The sequence below is a fragment of the Agromyces aurantiacus genome (genome assembly GCF_016907355.1).
Classification (GTDB): domain Bacteria; phylum Actinomycetota; class Actinomycetes; order Actinomycetales; family Microbacteriaceae; genus Agromyces; species Agromyces aurantiacus.
The window spans coordinates 86,559-101,328 of sequence record NZ_JAFBBW010000001.1; the positions used below are offsets into that span (position 1 = coordinate 86,559).

The window sequence follows — 14,770 nt, forward strand, 5'->3', positions numbered from 1 at the left end:
GGCCCGTCAGCGACCCGACGCGGCGTACTCGACGAGCGTGTCGACGGGCACCGAGCCGACGAGCACGCGGCCGTCCTCGGTGAGGAGCACCGAGAGCAGCGAGGTCTGCAGGGCGCGGCCACCGTCGACCGGGGTGGTCAGGGCCTCGAGTGCGGCGGATGCCTCGGCGAGCTGCTCCTCGGTCGGAGCGCCGGTCGCACCGGTCGCGCCCGTCGCGCCGTCCGCGCTCTCGTCACCAGCCGCCGGCCCGCTCCGCTCGGCGATCGCGGCCATCGCCGTCGCGGCGTCGACCTCGACGACGCTCGCCCAGCCTTCGCCGTGGACGACCGGGTGCGGGAGGTCCGACGGGTCGGGAGCCGCACCGGCTTCGGCCTCGGCGTGGGCTTCGGCGTCGGCCTTCCACTGCGCCCACTCCTCGGCGGTCGGCACCGGGAGCACCTGCTCGCTCACCGTCATGTCGCCGGCGGGCTCGAACGCGAAGGCCGACGGATCGGGCGCCGAGAAGTCGACCCGCGAGTACCCGACGGAGAACGCGGGGTCGGCGGCGCCGCGCGCGGTGATCGACGCCGCGAGCGCGGCACCGTTCTCACCGTCGATCGCGAAGCGCACCTCACCCACGAGGGTGTCGTCGGTGCGGGGTTCGAGCACCAGCTCGTACGCCTCGCGACCCGCGACCCGCCCGTCGGTGCCGACCGAGACCGCCGTGGTCTCGTCGAGCCGATCGAGCGCCCGGTCGAGCAGCTGCTGGGGGGTGGGCAGCTGCTCGCCATCCGGGAGTTCGGCCTCGGCACGCGCCCTCGCCTCGTCGGCGAGACGCTCCGCCTCGGCCTGCGCGTCGGCCTGCAGCTGGGCGAGGTCGGTGCCCGCGGGCAGGGTGAGCCGCGTCGCGGTCATGCTCTCGGAGTCGACGAACCACGCCTCGTCGGGGCCGAGGTAGACGTTGCGCTCCGCCATCCGGTCGAGGACCTGCAGGCGGGCGTGCTGCTCGTCGAGGTACACGTTCGCGTCGAAGCTCCCCGTCGCGAGGGCGAGCAGGTCGTCGAGTCCGGCGGATGACGCGCCATCCGCCGACGCGCCCGGGCCGCCGACGCCGCCCGGGCCGCCGCCGGCGAGACCGGACAGGTCGGGCAGGCCGAGCTCGGACCGCTGCTCGATCGTGCCCGAGAGCGCGGGCACGTCGCTCGACCGGGCGAACGCGACGAGCTCCTCGACCGTCTTGTCGGGCAGGTCGACCGCGGCGTTCGCCTGCATCGGCACGAGGACCGCCGCGGCGATCGCGATGGGCACGCCGACGGCGGGGATCACGAGGCTCGGGCGGAGTCGGGTCGGCCCGGTGGCGCGTGGGCTCATGTGCTCAGGCTACGCCCGCGCGAGCCCCCGATGGCCCGCGTCGGGCGAACCCACAGCCTCGTGCAACCCATTGCCGCCACCGTCGGGCGGGTCTAATGTGCGACCCATTCGATGTCACCAGTTCGGGGGGTACGCTCATGATCGACATCCAACGCCGCTCCGCGCTCCGCGGGTCGGCCCTCCTCCTCGCCGGGACGGTCGCGCTCGGATGCGCCGCCGTCGCCGCGCCCGCGAGCGCCGCACCCGCGCCATCCGCCGTCGCCACGGGCCGCCCGGCGCCACCGGCCCCGTCGACCTCGACCGGATACGGCGGCGCCGTGTCCTCCGTCGACGCCGAGGCGAGCCGCATCGGGCTCGAGGTGCTGCGCGACGGCGGCAACGCGGCCGACGCCGCCGTGGCCACGGCCGCAGCCCTCGGCGTCACGGAACCGTACAGCGCCGGCATCGGCGGCGGCGGGTACTTCGTCTACTACGACGCTGCGAGCGGCGAGGTCACCACGATCGACGGCCGCGAGACGGCGCCCGCCGCGATGGAGAGCGATGCGTTCATCGACCCCGCCACGGGCACGCCGTACTCCTTCGCGAACGCGGTCTCATCGGGCCTCTCGGTCGGCGTGCCGGGCACGCTCGCCACGTGGGAGACGGCGCTCGACGAGTTCGGCACCGAGTCGCTGCGCGACATCCTGAAGCCCTCGATCCTGCTCGCGACGCGCGGATTCCGGGTCGACGCGACGTTCCGCCAGCAGACGCTCGACAATGCCGCGCGCTTCGCGCAGTTCCCGGACACGGCCGAGCTCTTCCTCCCGGGCGGCGACGCACCCGCGGTCGGGTCGACCTTCCGCAACCTCGACCTCGCGAAGACGCTGCGGCTCATCTCGCTGCAGGGCACCGACGTGTTCTACGACGGCCCGATCGCCGACGAGATCGCTTGGGTCGTGCAGGACCCGATCACGAGCGGCGACGCGACGCTGCCCGCCTACCCGGGCTTCATGACCGACGACGACCTGGCCGAGTACGAGGTGCGCCTCCAGGCCCCGACGCACGTCGAGTACCGCGGCCTCGACGTCTACGGCATGGCGCCGTCGTCGTCGGGCGGCACGACCGTCGGCGAGTCGCTGAACATCCTCGAGGACTTCGACCTCGCGGCGGACGACCCGGGGCAGGCGCTGCACCTCTACTTCGAGTCCACCGCGCACGCCTTCGCCGACCGCAACGCCTACGTCGGCGACCCCGCGTACGTCGACGTGCCGACCGAGACGCTCCTGAGCCAGCCCTTCGCCGACTCGCGCGCGTGCGAGATCGACCCCGGCACGGCCTCGGCCAAGCCGGTGGCGCCGGGCGACCTCGAAGCGACCGGCTGCGAGGCCGTCGCCGCCGCGGCATCCGCCGACACCGAGGGCCTGTCGACCACGCACCTCTCGGTCGTCGACCGATGGGGCAACGCGGTCGCGTACACGCTCACGATCGAGCAGACCGGCGGCTCGGGCATGACCGTGCCCGACCGCGGCTTCCTGCTGAACAACGAGCTGACCGACTTCAGCTTCACGCCGAACCCGGCCGACCCGAACATCGTCGAGCCCGGCAAGCGTCCGCGGTCGTCGATGTCGCCGACGATCGTGCTCGAGGACGGCGAGGTGCGCTACGTGGTCGGCTCGCCCGGCGGATCGACCATCATCACGACCGTCGTGCAGGTCCTCATGAACCGCATCGACCTCGGGATGTCGCTGCCCGACGCGATCGCGGCGCCCCGCGCGACGCAGCGCAACACCGCCTCCACGCCCGCCGAGGCCGAGTTCATCGCGCAGTACGCCGACGACCTCGCGCCCTACCAGCAGGCGCTCACGCTCGTGGGCGCGCCCGGCACGTCGGCGTCGCAGATCGGCGCGGTCGCCGCGATCGAGGTCGACGCCGACGGGCTCATGACCGCGGCCGCCGAGCCGGTGCGCCGCGGCGGCGGCACGGGACTCGTGGTCGAGCCGGCCGAGTGACGGTTCCGGTGGTCGAGGCGCCGAGCGGCTCCTCGACCACCGGAACGTGCCGAGCAGATCAGCCGAAGTCGCGCAGGCGGGGCGCCAGGTCGCGCTCGAAGAGCTCGAGGAACCGGCGCTGGTCGTGGCCCGGCGCGTGGAAGACCAGGTGGGTGAAGCCCCATCGGATGTACTGGGCGATCTCGTCGACGACGATGTCGGGGTCGGTGCCGACGATCCATCGGCCCGCGATCTCCTCGATGGGCAGTGCATCGGCCGCCTGCTCCATCTCGACCGGGTCGGTGATGTCGTGCTTCTGCTCCTTCGAGAGCGACAGCGGCGACCAGAACCGGCAGTTGTCGAGTGCGGCGTCCTCCGACTCCTCGTACGAGAGCTTGATCTCGATCATCCGGTCGAGCGCGTCGTACGAGCGACCGCCGGCCTCGGCGCCCTCCTTCACGGCGGGGATGAGCTGGTCGACGTAGAGTTCGGCGCCCTTGCCCGACGTGCAGATGAACCCGTCGCCCGCGCGCCCCGCGTACTTGGCCACGGTCGGGCCGCCCGCGGCGATGTAGACGGGCACCCCGCCCTCGGGCTTGTCGTAGATCGAGGCGTCGTGCGTCGAGTAGTACTCGCCCTCGAAGTTCACGCGTTCGCCGTTCCAGAGCGCGCGCATGAGCCGCACCGACTCGCGCAGGCGCGCGAACCGCTCGCGGAAGTCGGGCCAGTCCTGCTCGCCGGCGCCGCGGAAGCCGGTCGCGATCTCGTTGAGCGCCTCGCCGGTGCCGAAGCCCGCGATGACGCGGTCGGGGTACATCACCCCGAGCGAGGCGAACGCCTGCGCGAGCACGGCCGGGTTGTACCGGAACGTCGGCGTCATCACGCTCGTGCCGATCTTCACGTTCGAGGTCCGCTCGCCGACCGCGGCCATCCAGGTCAGCGAGAACGGCGCGTGCCCGCCGGTGTGCCGCCACGGCTGGAAGTGGTCGCTGGCCCACACGGACTCCATGCCGTGCGCCTCCGCGGCGACGGCGAGCTCGACGAGCTCGCGCGGGTCGAACTGCTCGGCGCTGGCCTTGTATCCGAGGGTCAGGGTCATGAGGCTGCCTTCCTGTCTGCGCCGGGCGGCGCGGTCGATGGGTCGAGCGGATGCCGCGGGGCGGGCCCCTCGGCGAGGTCGAGGGCACGCAGCGCGGCGGACGTGTGCGGCCCCACGCCGAGCGCGACGACCGCGCGGAGCTCGGCGGCGGTGTCGACGTCGCGGCGCAGCCGGGCGGCGATCGCGTCGGGGTGCGCGGCGGCCAGGTCGGCGAAGCCGGCGGCCGCGTGCCGGGCCGCCGAGTCGCGGCCGAAGTGCGCCTCGAACGGCTCTCCGGCGCGAGCGGTCGCGAGCGTCGTCCCGGTGTCCTCGGCGTCCGGGACGAAGGCGAGCGGATGTCGCGCCGCGGCCTCGAGCGCCGCGTCGAGATCCTCCGACCGCACCGACGGCACGTCCCCGAGCAGGACCGCGACCCCGCCCCCATTCCCCGTGTGGGCACGCGATGCGGGTTGGACGAGACGCAGACCCACGTCGACTGTCGTCACGGGCGGCCGTTGCGCGGCGACGGCGATGCCGTGCGCGATCGCGGCGCCGAGGCCGCGCGCGGCGGGCTCGGGCACGACGTCGACGCCCGGGAGCCCGCGGAGGGCGTGCTCGATCGCGGGCTCGTCCGAGACGACGACCACGCGCCGCACCCGCCGGGCGGCGCGCGCCGCCTCGATGGTGTCGAGCGCGAACGCGCGGGCGAGTGCGGCGCGCTCGGCCGGGGAGTGCTCGGGCGCGAGCCGGGTCTTGGCGGCCGAGAGCGACTTCACGGGCACGACGACCGTCCAGGCCGCGGCATCCGCGGCCGACTGCACGCCCTGCCCGGTCACGAGCGCACCCGCTCGTGCTCCGCGGCACCGATCCCGGCCGTGAAGCCCTCCGTGAATCCGGCCGCGCGACCGGCGGAGTATCCTGCGGAGCGGCCGGCCGCGGTGCCGAGCGCGATCGCCTCGTCGGTGCCCATGCGGAAGAGGTCGCGATCTCGCGGGCGGACGATCGAGCGAGCGCCCGGCAGGTCGAGCCCCCCGACAAGGTGCGGGAGACCGGACACCACGGCGACGGGGCATCCCGTGGCCTTGCCCTTGACGAGGTCGCCTGCCGCAGCGAGCTCGTCGGCGAGGCAGGGCATGGTGACGGCGAGCGGCTTGCCCGCGGCGTCGACCGTTCCGCGCAGGTCGTCGAACACGTGCACTCCGGCCGCGCCGATCGCCACGTCGGTCTGGCCCTCGCGCCAGGGCCGGCCGAGGGTGTCGCTGATGATGACGCCCAGGGCCCGGCCCGTGCGGGCGCGGAGGCCGGCCGCGAGGGCGCGCGCCGAGGCGTCGGGGTCGACGGGGAGGAGGAGCACGGTGCCCTCGTCGGTGTTGCTCGCATCGACTCCGGCCGCGGCGGCGACCATCCCGAGCCGGTTCTCGACGATCCGGGTGACGCCGTCGGGGTGACTGCGGGTCGCGACCACCCGCACGGTCTCCTCGGTGATCGCACGTTCGCGGTCGGACGCGTGCACGATGCGACCCTCGGCCTTCGACACGACCTTCGAGGTGACGACCAGGATGTCGCCCTCGGCGAGCGACCCGCGCGCGGCGGTCGCGATCACGTCGACCAGGTCGTCTCCGGGTCGGATCTCGCCGATGCCCTCGAGCACGCGCACGCCGAAGGCCCGTGGCACGCCGCTCATGCGCGCAGCCTCGGGAGGACGTCGCGCCCGAACACCTCGAGGAACTCCGCCTGGTTGCGTCCGACGTTGTGGAGGTAGATCCGGTCGAAGCCGAGGTCGAGGTGCCGCTGGATGTGGGCGCGGTGCAGGTCGGGGTCGGCCGAGACGAGCATCCGGCCGTCGAAGTCCTCGGGCCGCACGGTGCGGGCGAGCTGCTCGAACTCGAACGGCGAGCGGATGTCGCTGCGCGAGAATCGCATGCCGCCGATCGGCCATTCGACGAGGGCGTTCCGCATCGCCTCCTCGTCGGTGGGAGCCCACGAGAGATGCAGCTGCAGGACCCGCGGCAGCGCGTTCGCGTCACGCCCGGCGTCTCGGGCGCCGTCGGCGAACCGGGCGAGCAGCGCCGCGAGCCGGTCGTAGGGGGCCCCGGTGGTGATGAGGCCGTCGGCGACCTTGCCCGCCCGGCGGGCGGTGACCGGGCCGGCGGTCGCGACGAGGATCTTGGGCGCGGTCTTCGGCATGGTCCACAGCCGGGTGGTCTCGAGCCGGAAGTACGGCCCGCGATGGCGCGTCTCGCGCCCGGCGATCGACGCCGTGAAGAGCTTGCGGATGACCTCGACGGCCTCGAACATCCGGTCGATGCGCTCGTGCGCCTCGGGCCAGTACTCGCCGACGACGTGCTCGTTGAGCGCCTCGCCCGACCCGATGCCGAGCCAGTGGCGGTCGGGGTACATGGAGGCGAGCGTCGCGCTCGCCTGCGCGACGATCGCGGGGTGCGAGCGGAACGTCGGGGTGGTCACGCCGGGCCCGAAGTCGCCCGTGGTGCGCGCACCGATCGCGCCGAGGACGCTCCAGACGTGCGCGGACTGGCCCTGCTGCGGCAGCCAGGGCTGGAAGTGGTCGGTGGCCATGACGCCGGTGAACCCGTTGCGCTCGGCGAGCTCGGCGTATCCGACCGCGTCGGATGGAGGGAACTGCTCGAGCATCGCGGCGTAGCCGATGTGCACTGACACCCCTCCATCCTGACGCGTCGTCGCAATGGTGTCATTCGGAGCCGGTCGGCCCGAACGGCGGGTCCACCTCCCGCATCCCCATCATTTCGGATTCTGGATCCAAAATGCAAGGACAATCTTCGGCCACGACGGCGCCAGGCGATTCAGGAGCCCCCGCGGCGCCGACGCGCGGCGGGCTGCGCTCCCGTGAGCGGTTCGGCCTCGAGCATGGCGAGCACGCCGTCGCGCACCCCTTCGAGGTGGTGGCGCAGCAACTCGACCGCCGGGCCCACATCGCCGGCCCCGACGGCATCGGTCAGCTCGCCGTGCGAATGACGGTGCCCGTCGTTGCCGACGAGACGCCAGCCGAGCATGTACCGGCCCACCTTGAGCCGGAGCTGCTCGATGAGCTCCCACTGGATCGGGTGCCGCGCCGCGTCGTAGAGCTCGGCGTAGAACTCCGTCCGCGCGTCGATGAACCCGGCGCCCTCCTGCTCCTCGTCGGCGACGCGACCCAGCTCGCGGAGGCGTTCGAGCCGCTCGTCGGTCATCTCGGCCATCGACAGCCGCAGCGCTTCGGTCTCGAGCAGGATGCGCAATTGGTACACCTCGCGCGCCTGGGCCACCGAGAGCGACTTCACGACCGCGCCGCGCCGGTCGTGGAACTCCACGAGCCCGTCCGCCTCGAGCTGGATCAGCGCCGACCTCACGGGCAACCGCGACACGCCGATCAACTCGGCGAGCGTCTCCTGGCGGAGCTTGTGCCCGGGCGGCAGGGTGCCGTCGAGGATGGCGTCGCGGATGATGTCGTACGCCATGGTCCCGACCGAACGGTACCCGGCGGCGTGCCGGTCGGCGAGGCGAGCGAGCGCGCTCTCGGGATCGGGTGCGGGTCCCGGTGCGGCGCCAGCCGATCCGCTGGTCTCACGTGCGGTCATGGATCCCGAATGTATCGGAAACCACACGGCCGACCCACGCTTTGGATCCAGAATTCGGTAAACCGGGATCGGGGACCCCCGGGGCGGATGCCGCGACTCAGGCCTCGCGCAACGGGCCCTCGGCCTGCGCCTCGTCGAACCCGTCGCGGTAGCCCTCCTCGTACGCCTCGTCGGCGCCGCGTCGGAACATGTCGCGGTCGGCGGGTCGTACGATCGAGCGCGCACCGGGCAGATCGAGGTCGCCGACGAGGTGCCCGAGCCCGCGCACGACGGCGACGGGCACGCCCGCCGACTTGCCCTTCACCAGCTCGGCGGCACCCGCCAGCTCGTCGGCCACGCACGGCATGGTCACCGCGAGCGGCTTGCCCGAGGCATCCGCCTGCCCTCGCAGGTCGTCGAAGACGCGCACTCCGGCGGCGCCGATCGCGACGTCGGTCTGACCCTCGCGCCACGGACGGCCGAGGGTGTCGGAGACGAGCACGCCCACCCGCGCGCCGGTGAGCGATCGGATGCCGGTGGCGATCGAGCGCGCGGACGCGTCGGGGTCGATCGGCAGCAGCAGCACGGTGCCGTCGGGCGCGTTCGACGCGTCGACCCCCGCCGCCGCGCCGATGATGCCGAGCCGGTTCTCGACGATGCGCGTCGGCGCGCCCCCGGCCGGGTTCTCGCGCGTGGCGACGACGCGGACGGTCTCGTCGGTGATCGCCTGCTCGCGGTCGTCGGCGTGCACGATGCGGCCCTCGGCCTTCGAGACGATCTTGGACGTGACCACGAGGATGTCGCCGTCCTCCAGCGGCTCGGCCAGTGCGCCGACGATGAGCCCGGCCAGGTCGGCGCCCGCGATGACCTCGGGCAGGCCTTCGACGCCTTCGATGCTGAACCTCACCGATCCACCCCCGCGCTCGCGAACCTGGAATCCCATCTTGGCAGCACCGCCTGGGCGCTGACAGACTTCGATCGACGCGCCCGCCGCGGGCGGGAGGGGGACGGGTCGATGGTCGAGACGAGCGCGCCGGCGAAGCGCCCGGTGATCGTGTGGGACCTGGTGCTCACGATCGTGCTGCTCGTGCTCATGGCCGGCCTCGGGTTCGTGCTGTTCTTCTTCTCGTTCTTCCTCGCGTTCGCGAGCGACTCGTGCGGCGCGTCGTCGGTGTGCGACACCGACCTGATCGCGACCGGGATGCTCGTCGCGATGACGCTGCCGATCGGCGTCGGCGTGCTGGCGCTGGTCGCGGCGATCATCGTGCTCGTGCTCAGGCGCGTCGCGTTCTGGATCCCGATCGTCGGCGTGGTGCTCATGGTGGGCGCGTTCCTGCTCGGCGCAGCGATCGCGACCGCCGGCGTGCAGCCGACCGGCTGAGCTGCTGCCGGTCCGGGCGGCGGGACGCAAGGCCTCCCGGCCCTGCGCCGCCCGGCGCTAGCATCCACGCATGGCGTACGACCCTGCTGACGAAGAAGCCGACGAGGACGGGGACCCGCGCGAGGTCCGGAACGAGACGCGCGGCGAGCGACTCGACCGGAAGTGGAACGACATCCTGCAGGAACTGCGCGTCGTGATGACCGGAACCCAGCTCATCACGGGTTTCCTCCTGGCGGTCGCCTTCCAGCCGAAGTTCGCCGAGCTCGAGCGCTACGAGGTGGGGCTCTACCTCGTGCTCGTCGTGCTCGCGACGACCGCGACGATGCTGGGGCTGGCACCCGTCATCCTGCATCGGCAGCTGAGCGGCCAGAAGCAGAAGGAACGCGTGGTGCGCATCGCGAACGCCCTGCTGCTCACGCTGCTCGTCGTGGTGTCGCTCGTGGCGTCGGGCGTCGCGATGCTCATCTTCGACGTAACGGTCAACCGCGAGACCGGATGGCTCGCCGGCGCGATCGCGGTCGTGCTGCTCCTGCTGTTCTGGATCGTCGTGCCCCGGATCGGCAAGCGCGAGCCGCGGTCGGCACGCTCGCGCTGAACCCGCGCGGTCGCGTCGGCGCTCGACCGTAGGCTTGAGTCCATGCGCATCGCCACCTGGAACGTCAACTCGATCCGCACCCGCTTCGGCCGCGTCGTCGATTTCATGGTGCGCGAGGATGTCGACGTGCTCGCGATGCAGGAGGTCAAGTGCACGGCCGAGCAGTTCCCGCACGAGGCGTTCGAGCAGGCAGGGTACGAGGTCGCCATCCACGGGCTGAACCAGTGGAACGGCGTGGCGATCGCCAGCCGCTCGCCCATCGCCGACGTCGCGACCGAGTTCCCCGGCATGCCCGGCTTCCTCAAGGGTCAAGAAGGTCCCGACCTGCCCAAGGAGGCGCGCGCGATCGGCGCGACGATCGACGGCGTGCGCCTGTGGAGCCTCTACGTGCCGAACGGCCGCTCGCTGGGCGATCCGCACTACGCCTACAAGCTCGACTGGCTCGCGGCGCTCGCCGAGCACACGCGCACCGAGACGACGTCGCACCCCGAGGTGCCGTTCGCGCTCATGGGCGACTTCAACATCGCCCCGCTCGACGAGGACAACGGCGACCCCGCGGTGGTCGAGGGGCTCTCGACGCACGTCTCCCCGCCCGAGCGGCAGGCGTTCTTCACGCTCGAGGATGCCGGCGTCACCGACGTGGTGCGCCCGCTCGTGCCGTCGGGCTTCACCTACTGGGACTACAAGCAGCTGAAGTTCGTGCGCAACGAGGGCATGCGGATCGACTTCATCCTCGGGTCCGACCCCTTCGCCGAGGCCGTCACCGCCGCCACGATCCACCGCAACGAGCGCAAGGGCGACGCGCCGAGCGATCACGTGCCGGTGCTCGTCGACCTCGAGCTCAGTCGCGAGGACGACGACCTGCCGATGATCTTCGGCTGACGCGATCCTCCGTGATCCGCAACCCCGTGGGACCGCCCAGCCGCACGGGCTACCCTTCGTGTGATGGACTCCCCCACCGAACAGGTCCCCGCGACCGCGCCCGACCCGCTGGTCGGCGCGACGCTGGACGGCCGGTACCGCATCGAGGGGCTCATCGGGCGAGGCGGCATGGCCGCCGTGTACCGTGCAGCCGACCTCGCGCTCGGACGACACGTGGCGGTCAAGGTGTTCTCGTCGGCCACCGAGGGCATCGACGACGCCGATCGTCGCCGATCCGAGACGGCGCTGCTCGCGAGCCTGACGCATCCCGCCCTCGTGACCCTCTTCGACGCGGCGAACGACCCCGAGACGCACCGGGAGTTCCTCGTGATGGAGCTGGTCGAGGGCCCCGACCTCCGCGAGGTCCTGCGGAGCGGGCCGATCCCCGGAGCCGACGCCACGCGCATGCTCGCCGACCTCGCCGAGGGCCTGCACGTCATCCACTCGCGCGGCATCGTGCACCGCGACGTCAAGCCGGCGAACGTGCTGCTCGCCTCCGCCCACCTGCCCACGCGCCGCTGGCACGCCAAGCTCGCCGATTTCGGCATCGCGCGCCTGCTCGACGAGTCGCGCCTGACCGCCACCGGCCGGATCATCGGCACGCCCGGCTACCTCAGTCCCGAGCAGGTGCGGGGCGAGCCCGTCGGCAGCTCCGCCGACATCTACTCGCTCGGCCTGCTCATGCTCGAGGCCCTGACCGGCGAGCAGCCGTTCCCCGGCCCGGCACTCGAGTCGGCGAGCGCTCGGCTCGTGCGCGACCCCGTCATCCCCGCAGCACTGGGCGCCGAATGGGTGGGCCTGCTCACGGCGATGTCCGCGCGCGAACCGTCGGCTCGGCCGTCGGCGCTCGACGTGGCGCTCGCGGCCCAGTCGCTCGACGCGCCGGCCGGCCGGCCGACCACCGAGCAGACGCTCCTCCTCCCCGCGACGACCCCGGCCGCGGGCGCACCGAATGCGTTCGCCGACGACGACACGCGCATCACGACCGTGCCGGCGCATTCCGGCGACGACGCCACGGCGGCGACGCGCGTGCTTCCCGCCGCGGCGCCCTCCGGGATCGGCGAGGTCGACCCGGCTCCGGGTCCGCGGCGGATGCCGCGCTGGCTCGCCCCCGCCGCCATCGCCGGGGTGCTGCTCGCTGTCCTGGCCGTGCTCGTGCCGAGCCTGATCGGCGGGCTCGGCGGCGCCGGCGATGCGAGCGGGAGCGGGACGGAACCGTCGCCCACGCCGATGCCGAGCGTGCCGGGCGACCTCGGCACGCACCTGCAGCAGCTGGAGGAGGCGGTCTCGGAATGAACGGCAGCATGCTCCGCCGCGCGCTGGTCGCGGCATCCGTCTCGCTCGCGCTCGCGTGCGGCCTCGCCGGGTGCGCCACCGGTCCCGACACCGCCGAGGCGGAGGCCACGGCCTACCGTGCGCAGGTCGTGGCCATCGCCGACGCCTCGGCGGCGGGGAACTACGCGGAGGCGCTCGGAAAGCTCGAGGCGCTCGAGGCCGAGCTCGACGCCGCGGCCGCCGACGGCACGCTCACCGACGAGCGCGAGCAGCGGATCCGCGACGCGATCGCGCTCGTGCGCGCCGACCTGGAGGCGGCGATCGCCGCGGCGGTGACACCCGAGCCCGTGCCCACGGAGGAGGCGGGCGACGACTCCTCCGGCCCCGGCAACAGCGGCGAGAACGCCAAGCCGGGGAAGGGCGAGGGCAAAGGCAAGGGCAAGGGCAAGGACTGACCCGGGCGGCGTGCCCGCGTCAGTCCCTCCCCCGGAACTCCTCCATCGACCGGTAGACGCCGAAGCCGTGCCCGATGATCCGGTCGAAGGTGCGCGTCGGCAGGACCGCGCGCAGGAATCGGCCGAGCCGCACCGTGCCGGGCATCTCCACGAGCGCCTGGCCGGCGAGCATCGCCTTCCAGACGCGGTCGACGACGACCTCGGGCTCCAGGATCGGCGCGAGCAGCGGGCCGCGCACGCCGTGGAACATGCCCGTCGCGATGTACGAGGGCGTGACCGTCGTCACGCGGACGTGGTCGTGCCCCGCCTGCTCGAGCTCGAGCCGGAGCGAGTCGCTCCATCCGTTCAGCGCCGCCTTGGACGCGGCGTACACCGCCATGCGCGGGTTGCCGAGCGTGCCGGCGGCACTGCCGATGTTGACGATGCGCGAGGGGCGATCCGAGGCGATCATCGCGGGCAGGAACTCGTGCGCGACGTACATCGGCGCGAGCGCGTTGACGAGCATCGTCGGCCGCACGTCTTCGCCCGCGTGGCTCTCCCAGAAGTAGCGGTTGCCACGGACGATGCCGGCGTTGTTGATGAGCACGTCGGGATCGCCGACGTCGCGGCGCACCTTGTGGGCGGTCTTCGCGATCGCGCCGAGCTCGGACACGTCGACCGCGTACGAGCGCACGAGGGTGCGACCGCGGGCAATCGCGCCGAGCTCGTCGGCCGTGCGTGCGAGGGCAGGCGCGTCGCGGTCCCACAGCACGACCGACGCAGCCCCCTCGTCGACGGCACGCTGCGCGTACATGCGGCCCATTCCGCCGGCCGCGCCGGTGATCAACAGGTGTGCGCCTTGCGCGGTTCTCGCCATGGCGATCATTCTCGCAAGACCGCGCTCGCCCCGTGCACGTTCCGCTCGCGTTCGTCACTCGATCTCCGCGGGCCGTTGGCCCCGGCCGCGCGACCGCGCGCGCGGCTAGCCTCGGGGGCATGGTGGCGCGGACGCCGTCGCTCACCGGGTGGACCACCGACCGGAAGACGTACCTCGACAACCTCAAGGTGGTGCTGATCGCGACGATCATCGCCATCCACGGCGTGCTCGGCTACGTCGGATCCGACCAGTACTGGACCTACGCCGACGTGCAGGAGACCGCGCTGCAGCCGGTGACCGAACTGGTGCTCGCGGTCCTCGTGGTGCCGTTCGGGCTGTTCATGATCGCCCTGCTCTTCCTCGTCGCCGGGCTCCTGACACCACCGTCGTTCCGGCGCAAGGGCGCCCGGCGCTTCGTGGGCGATCGGCTGCTGCGGCTCGGCGTCCCGTTCGCGGTGGTCACCTTCGTGCTGTGGCCGATGCTCACGTACGCGCTCTACCATCCGCTCGGCGCGGCACCGGGGTCCTTCTGGGAGGAGTACCTGAGTGACGAGGGGAACATCGACACCAGCATCCTCTGGTTCGTCGGCGTGCTGCTGATCTTCTCGATCGGGTACGCCGGCGGCGTCCTCATCCTCGGGCGGTTCGGCCCCCGCCATCCCTCACCCCGGCGCGTCGACGCCATCCGACTGCGGCACCTCGCGCTGCTCGCGGCCGCGACCGCGGCGGCCACCTTCCTCGTGCGCCTCGCGTTCCCGTACGGCAGCGAGTCGGCCACCGACCTCAACCTCTGGGAATGGCCCGGATGCCTCGCGCTCTTCGGCTTGGGGATCGTTGCGTGCGACCGGGGCTGGGCCGCCGAGGCGCCGCCACGGCTGGTCCGCGCCGCCGGAGTGATCACGGCGATCGCCGGGGTCGCCGCCGCCGGGTTCCTCCTCGTCATGCTCCGCGCCGACCTCACCGACGCGATGTGGGGCGGCTGGAGTTGGCCGGCCCTCGTGTTCGTCCTGATCGAGAGCCCGCTCATGGTCTTCGGCTCCGTGTGGCTGCTGGGCGTGGCGCAGCGCCGTCTCGCCCGGCCGGTGCGCGGCGGCGACGCCCTCGCCAGGAGCGCCTACGCGGCGTTCCTGGTGCAGGGCTTCGTGCTCATCGGCCTCGCTCTGCTGTTGCGGCCGGTCCCGCTGCCGGCCGAGCTCAAGGCGCTCCTGGTCTCCGCGGGCGGCGTCGTCGGCTCGTTCGGGATCGCGTGGCTGCTCGTGAGCCGCGTGCGGTGGCTCGCGCGGGTCCTCTAGCCCGTCGCGACCGTCGGTGCCACCA

Annotated in this window: 15 protein-coding genes; 7 read left to right on the forward strand and 8 right to left on the reverse strand. The window is 72.9% G+C overall.

Features of this window, described 5'->3' with window-relative positions:
• Positions 1 to 6: 6 nt before the first annotated feature.
• Positions 7 to 1,350, reverse strand: a complete 1,344-nt coding sequence (locus tag JOD46_RS18385; RefSeq protein WP_239562486.1) for a LolA family protein — start codon at positions 1,348 to 1,350, stop codon at positions 7 to 9.
• A gap of 137 nt (positions 1,351 to 1,487) precedes the next feature.
• On the opposite strand from JOD46_RS18385, the gene ggt reads away from it, so the two are divergent.
• Positions 1,488 to 3,338, forward strand: a complete 1,851-nt coding sequence (gene ggt, locus JOD46_RS00405) for a gamma-glutamyltransferase (RefSeq protein WP_204390779.1) — start codon at positions 1,488 to 1,490, stop codon at positions 3,336 to 3,338.
• A 58-nt stretch (positions 3,339 to 3,396) separates the two neighbouring features.
• On the opposite strand, the gene fgd is transcribed toward ggt, so the two are convergent.
• The 6 genes from fgd to cofE form a co-directional block, all read right to left on the reverse strand.
• Positions 3,397 to 4,416, reverse strand: coding sequence for a glucose-6-phosphate dehydrogenase (coenzyme-F420) (fgd, locus tag JOD46_RS00410; RefSeq protein ID WP_204390781.1), 1,020 nt, complete (start codon positions 4,414 to 4,416; stop codon positions 3,397 to 3,399).
• Complete coding sequence (locus JOD46_RS00415; protein WP_307834849.1) at positions 4,413 to 5,231, reverse strand: NTP transferase domain-containing protein; 819 nt, start codon at positions 5,229 to 5,231, stop codon at positions 4,413 to 4,415. Before JOD46_RS00415 ends, fgd begins: the two co-directional genes overlap by 4 nt.
• Positions 5,228 to 6,079: a coenzyme F420-0:L-glutamate ligase gene (locus JOD46_RS00420; RefSeq protein WP_204390783.1), complete on the reverse strand. Its 852-nt coding sequence runs from the start codon at positions 6,077 to 6,079 to the stop codon at positions 5,228 to 5,230. Before JOD46_RS00420 ends, JOD46_RS00415 begins: the two co-directional genes overlap by 4 nt.
• On the reverse strand, positions 6,076 to 7,047 hold the full coding sequence (locus JOD46_RS00425; RefSeq protein ID WP_204396064.1) for a TIGR03557 family F420-dependent LLM class oxidoreductase: 972 nt from the start codon (positions 7,045 to 7,047) through the stop codon (positions 6,076 to 6,078). Before JOD46_RS00425 ends, JOD46_RS00420 begins: the two co-directional genes overlap by 4 nt.
• Positions 7,048 to 7,217: 170 nt before the next feature.
• The gene (locus tag JOD46_RS00430; protein ID WP_204390784.1) at positions 7,218 to 7,991 is read right to left on the reverse strand and encodes a GntR family transcriptional regulator; all 774 of its coding nucleotides are present in this window, start codon (positions 7,989 to 7,991) and stop codon (positions 7,218 to 7,220) included.
• Positions 7,992 to 8,088: 97 nt separating this feature from the next.
• On the reverse strand, positions 8,089 to 8,913 hold the full coding sequence (cofE, locus tag JOD46_RS00435; protein WP_204390785.1) for a coenzyme F420-0:L-glutamate ligase: 825 nt from the start codon (positions 8,911 to 8,913) through the stop codon (positions 8,089 to 8,091).
• Positions 8,914 to 8,934: 21 nt separating this feature from the next.
• Between cofE and JOD46_RS00440 the strand changes: the two genes are divergently transcribed.
• From JOD46_RS00440 to JOD46_RS00460, 5 genes are all read left to right on the forward strand, one after another.
• Entirely contained in the window at positions 8,935 to 9,351 is a 417-nt protein-coding gene (locus JOD46_RS00440) for a hypothetical protein (protein ID WP_465251102.1), read from the forward strand.
• A gap of 70 nt (positions 9,352 to 9,421) precedes the next feature.
• Positions 9,422 to 9,946, forward strand: coding sequence for a DUF6328 family protein (locus JOD46_RS00445; RefSeq protein ID WP_204390787.1), 525 nt, complete (start codon positions 9,422 to 9,424; stop codon positions 9,944 to 9,946).
• 42 nt (positions 9,947 to 9,988) lie between these two features.
• The gene (locus tag JOD46_RS00450) at positions 9,989 to 10,828 is read left to right on the forward strand and encodes an exodeoxyribonuclease III (protein WP_204390788.1); all 840 of its coding nucleotides are present in this window, start codon (positions 9,989 to 9,991) and stop codon (positions 10,826 to 10,828) included.
• A 63-nt stretch (positions 10,829 to 10,891) separates the two neighbouring features.
• Positions 10,892 to 12,163 carry a serine/threonine-protein kinase gene (locus JOD46_RS00455; RefSeq protein WP_204390790.1) on the forward strand — a complete coding sequence of 424 codons (1,272 nt, stop codon included), beginning with the start codon at positions 10,892 to 10,894 and terminating at the stop codon, positions 12,161 to 12,163.
• Positions 12,160 to 12,597: a hypothetical protein gene (locus JOD46_RS00460; protein WP_204390792.1), complete on the forward strand. Its 438-nt coding sequence runs from the start codon at positions 12,160 to 12,162 to the stop codon at positions 12,595 to 12,597. The genes JOD46_RS00455 and JOD46_RS00460 overlap by 4 nt, the downstream gene beginning before the upstream one ends.
• 19 nt (positions 12,598 to 12,616) lie before the next feature.
• On the opposite strand, the gene JOD46_RS00465 is transcribed toward JOD46_RS00460, so the two are convergent.
• The gene (locus tag JOD46_RS00465) at positions 12,617 to 13,453 is read right to left on the reverse strand and encodes an SDR family NAD(P)-dependent oxidoreductase (protein WP_204390794.1); all 837 of its coding nucleotides are present in this window, start codon (positions 13,451 to 13,453) and stop codon (positions 12,617 to 12,619) included.
• 119 nt (positions 13,454 to 13,572) lie between these two features.
• Between JOD46_RS00465 and JOD46_RS00470 the strand changes: the two genes are divergently transcribed.
• Positions 13,573 to 14,745, forward strand: a complete 1,173-nt coding sequence (locus JOD46_RS00470) for an acyltransferase family protein (RefSeq protein ID WP_204390796.1) — start codon at positions 13,573 to 13,575, stop codon at positions 14,743 to 14,745.
• Positions 14,746 to 14,770: the final 25 nt, after the last annotated feature.